The sequence below is a fragment of the Mycobacterium sp. genome (assembly GCF_044370595.1).
GTDB lineage: Bacteria > Actinomycetota > Actinomycetes > Mycobacteriales > Mycobacteriaceae > Mycobacterium.
In genome coordinates this window covers 1-3342 of record NZ_JBILVF010000232.1, presented here as the reverse complement: position 1 = coordinate 3342, position 3342 = coordinate 1, and the positions used below count along the sequence as shown (strand labels likewise).

The following is a 3342-nucleotide window of genomic DNA, read 5'->3' as shown; positions in this document are numbered from 1 at the left end:
CGCCGGCGGGCATCCGCAGGTAGCCCGTCTCAGCGTGCATCGGTTGGCCGTCGGGGGAGCGGGTCCGCTGGGTGTAGGTCAGAAACGGTTTGCCGGTGTGGCCGACGATGACGTCCTCGAGATAGTCGAAGGGTGTGATCGTCGGGTACTCCCCGCTGCCGCGACCCGACCAGGACCCCAGCAGCGGAGCCAGTGTTGCGATGCCGGGGTGCAACTCGGGCATCTGCTGCCTAGACCGGTCCGACGAGTTCGACCCAGTTGCCGTCCGGGTCGGCGACGAAGCACCACCCCATCCCGGGCACCGCCGGGAAGGCGGTGGGTTCTTCGACAACGGGGTGTCCGGAGTCGGCGGCTTGCCGGGCGGCGTCGCGAACGTCGGCGACGACCAGGGTGATGTAACGGATCCCGCCCTGGGCGCGTCCCCCGCCGGGAGTCGGCGGGGACGCCGGAGGGTCGTTGTAGCTGACCAGTTTGAGCACCACGTTGGCGCCCACGGCGTAGCGCTTCATCGACCCGCCGGGGAAATCCAGGTCGGCTTGGTGGGTCAGCCCCAGGTAGCCCTCATAGAAACCGACCATCGCGTCGCGGTTGGTCGTGACCAGGCCGACCTCGATGCTGGGTGCGAGCAGTTGGACAGCCACGGTCGTCCTCTCAGACCTTCGTTCCGACGGTGATCAGGTCACCCACCATCCGGGTCCATACCGGCCGGTCGACGCGACGTTGGTCGGTGACGACGAATCCGGCGTCGGTGAACAGTTTCCGCAACTCGGCCGGTCGCGGGCTGTGCAGGACTCCGGCCTCCTTGGGCACGAACCGGTCCAGCGCCGGGGGCAGTGGCGGGGTGATGGTGGCCACCGCCGCCAGCCCGCCGGGAGCCAGGACTCGGTGGAACTCCCGCATCGCCGCGGGCTGATCGAAGAAATGGAACGCCGAGGTGGTGACGACGGCGTCCAGGGAAGCGTCCTCGAAGGGCAGTTGCTCGGCCGGCCCCTTCATCCAGCGGACCTGCGTCGACCGGGCCTTGGCCTGCTCGAGCATGCCGTCGGACATGTCCACGCCGTAGATCTCGTCGGGACGCAGTTCATTACGCATGCGGGCGGTCAGAATGCCCGTGCCGCAGGCGATGTCGGCGATACGCCGGGACCCGGCGGCGCGTAGCTTCGCGACCACCTCATCCTGTCCTGGCCGGTACACCCACCGTTGCAGGACGGGCAGATCGTAGATCGGTGCGGCGATGCTCCAGAAGCGTGTCACGGCGGCGTTGAACTGCCGTCCCGGCGTCGTCATATCGCGGACCTCTTCCCCTGGGTTGCCAGGGGAAGTATGGCAGCCGCGCCGACCCGGTGGCCTCTCAGCCGACGCGGGCGGTGTGGCTGCGCGCCAGGGCGGCCACTGCCGAGACGATGTTGGGGGCGGTGGGCAGGATTCCGTCGGGATCGCCGACCCGCAGCAGCCGTTGGACCTCTGGTCCAGGCACCAGCACCCATTCCACGCCGGCGCGGGCGCACCGGGCATGCACGCGACGCAGGACGGAGTATCCCGCGGTGCCGAAGAACTCCAGCCGGGACAGGTCCAGAACCAGTTGCCGGTAGCCGTTCAGGTGATGTTCGATCCGCGCGGAAAGGCCGTCGGCAGTGGCCGCGTCGATCTCCCCGAAGGCGGCGATCAGGACGGTGGTGGCGCTGAGTTCACGGGCCCGGACCGGTTCGGGGGCGGGTGCTGCTGCGCGCGGGATGGCGAGTGGAACCGCAGAATTGGCGATGAGCATGGAGGCCTCCCTCAGGCAAAATCCGCACAAAGGTGATGGATCGCTGTTACGGGGGCCGATGCATGCCCGCCCCTGTGGACGGCTGTGAGCTCAACCTGAAATGGAATCTACTACGGAATCAGTTGTTCGGCCAGAGTCCTGTTCGCCGGGATATCGGAACAGTTCAGCGCTCGTTGCAACCCCACCCGGGAGGTGTGTACCGCAACGATTTCAGTCTCGGATGGTAGATCCCGCAATGGAATCCGTTGAGGCGAAGGGGTCCCGTCGTCGCTTGGCGCGATTTGGAGCGTGGCTGATCATCCCCTGCGAGCCGCACCGGCAATACCCGGCAGCCAATCGACGTCGACTGGCGGCCGCGCCGTGGTTGGGGCCAGTATCGTCGCAGAAACGATGACCATGCCGCACCCAGCACAGACCCCCGCGGGGATGCCCTGCTGCTACCGCCACCCCGACCGTCCGACGTACGTCAGTTGCACCCGATGCGCCCGGCCGGTGTGTCCGGAGTGCATGCGCAGCGCCGCCGTCGGCCACCAGTGTGTCGATTGTGTTCAGGCCGGGGTCCAAAGTGTTCCGCAGGCGACCACTGTGGCGGGGGCCGCGATCCGTACCGGAAAGCCCGTCATCACCTACGGGCTGATCGCAGTCAACATCGCGGTCTTTCTGCTGCAGATCGCTTTACCGGCACTGACACCCCGGTTTGCGCTGCGGCCCTACGCGATCGCACAGGCGGATCAGTATTTCCGGTTGTTCAGTTCGGCGTTCATGCACGACGGCATCGTGCACATCCTGTTCAACATGTACGCCCTCTACGTGTTGGGTCCGCCGTTGGAGCAGCACCTCGGGAGGCTGCGCTATGCAGGTCTGTACCTGCTCAGCGCTCTTGGCGGCTCTGTCGCGGTCTACCTGCTCTCCGATCCCCGGACGGCTACCCTGGGCGCCTCCGGCGCGATCTTCGGCCTCTTCGGGGCGACTGCGGTGGCCTACAAGCGCTTCAACCTCGACATGCGCTGGTTGATCGGCCTGATCGCCATCAACCTCGTCTTGACGTTCTCGATACCCAACATCAGCTGGCAGGGCCATCTGGGCGGGCTGATCACCGGCGCTGTGGTGGCGGCGGCCTACATCTACGCCCCCAGAGACCGGAGAAGCTTGGTGCAGGGCACCGCGACGGTCGGATTGCTGGTGCTGTTCGCGTTCATGATCGTCATGCGCACCACCGCGCTGACCGGTTGAGTCAGAGCCGCACCAGCCGGAACGGGTAGGTGAAGGTGCCGCCTGGGGCGTTGTCGCAGCCCACCGCGAACGACGACTGCAAGGTGCCGGTCAGCGTCACCGCATCCCAGGTATAGACGTCGCGGGTCGGGATCACCGGCCCGTAGTAGACGTTGCCGCAGCGCAGCCCGTCGGGAACATCGACGGTCATGGTGTAGGTGCCGTCGGCCTGATAAGCCTTGGCGTACCACTGGAAGGCTTTGGCGATCGGCATCGGATTGGCCGAGACGTTGGCGCAGAACTCCACGCTGTCCGGCGGGTTGCAGGACGTGAAGGTGAATATCCAGGTGTGGAAGTCGTAG

The 3342-nt window shown here is 66.5% G+C and carries 6 protein-coding genes; 1 reads left to right on the top strand and 5 read right to left on the bottom strand.

What is annotated here, in order from left to right:
• The 4 genes from ADBZ5N_RS18110 to ADBZ5N_RS18095 form a co-directional block, all read right to left on the bottom strand.
• Window positions 1-223 (bottom strand): heme-binding beta-barrel domain-containing protein (locus ADBZ5N_RS18110; protein ID WP_526259859.1); only part of this gene is annotated, 223 nt, incomplete at its 3' end.
• Window positions 224-230: 7 nt separating this feature from the next.
• Complete coding sequence (locus ADBZ5N_RS18105) at window positions 231-641, bottom strand: VOC family protein (protein ID WP_526259857.1); 411 nt, start codon at window positions 639-641, stop codon at window positions 231-233.
• Between the two features lie 10 nt (window positions 642-651).
• Window positions 652-1287 carry a methyltransferase domain-containing protein gene (locus tag ADBZ5N_RS18100; protein WP_526259855.1) on the bottom strand — a complete coding sequence of 212 codons (636 nt, stop codon included), beginning with the start codon at window positions 1285-1287 and terminating at the stop codon, window positions 652-654.
• A 64-nt stretch (window positions 1288-1351) separates the two neighbouring features.
• Window positions 1352-1768: an STAS domain-containing protein gene (locus tag ADBZ5N_RS18095; protein ID WP_526259853.1), complete on the bottom strand. Its 417-nt coding sequence runs from the start codon at window positions 1766-1768 to the stop codon at window positions 1352-1354.
• Between the two features lie 585 nt (window positions 1769-2353).
• Here ADBZ5N_RS18095 and ADBZ5N_RS18090 point away from each other — a divergent pair.
• Window positions 2354-3001, top strand: coding sequence for a rhomboid family intramembrane serine protease (locus tag ADBZ5N_RS18090; protein ID WP_526259851.1), 648 nt, complete (start codon window positions 2354-2356; stop codon window positions 2999-3001).
• A 1-nt stretch (window position 3002) separates the two neighbouring features.
• Here ADBZ5N_RS18090 and ADBZ5N_RS18085 read toward each other — a convergent pair.
• Window positions 3003-3342 (bottom strand): hypothetical protein (locus tag ADBZ5N_RS18085; protein WP_526259849.1); only part of this gene is annotated, 340 nt, incomplete at its 5' end.

Bases quoted from the DNA above. Each gene is read 5' to 3' on its own strand.
- ADBZ5N_RS18100 (WP_526259855.1), bottom strand. From the start codon at position 1,287: ATGACGACGCCGGGACGGCAGTTCAACGCCGCCGTGACACGCTTCTGG.
- ADBZ5N_RS18095 (WP_526259853.1), bottom strand. From the start codon at position 1,768: ATGCTCATCGCCAATTCTGCGGTTCCACTCGCCATCCCGCGCGCAGCA.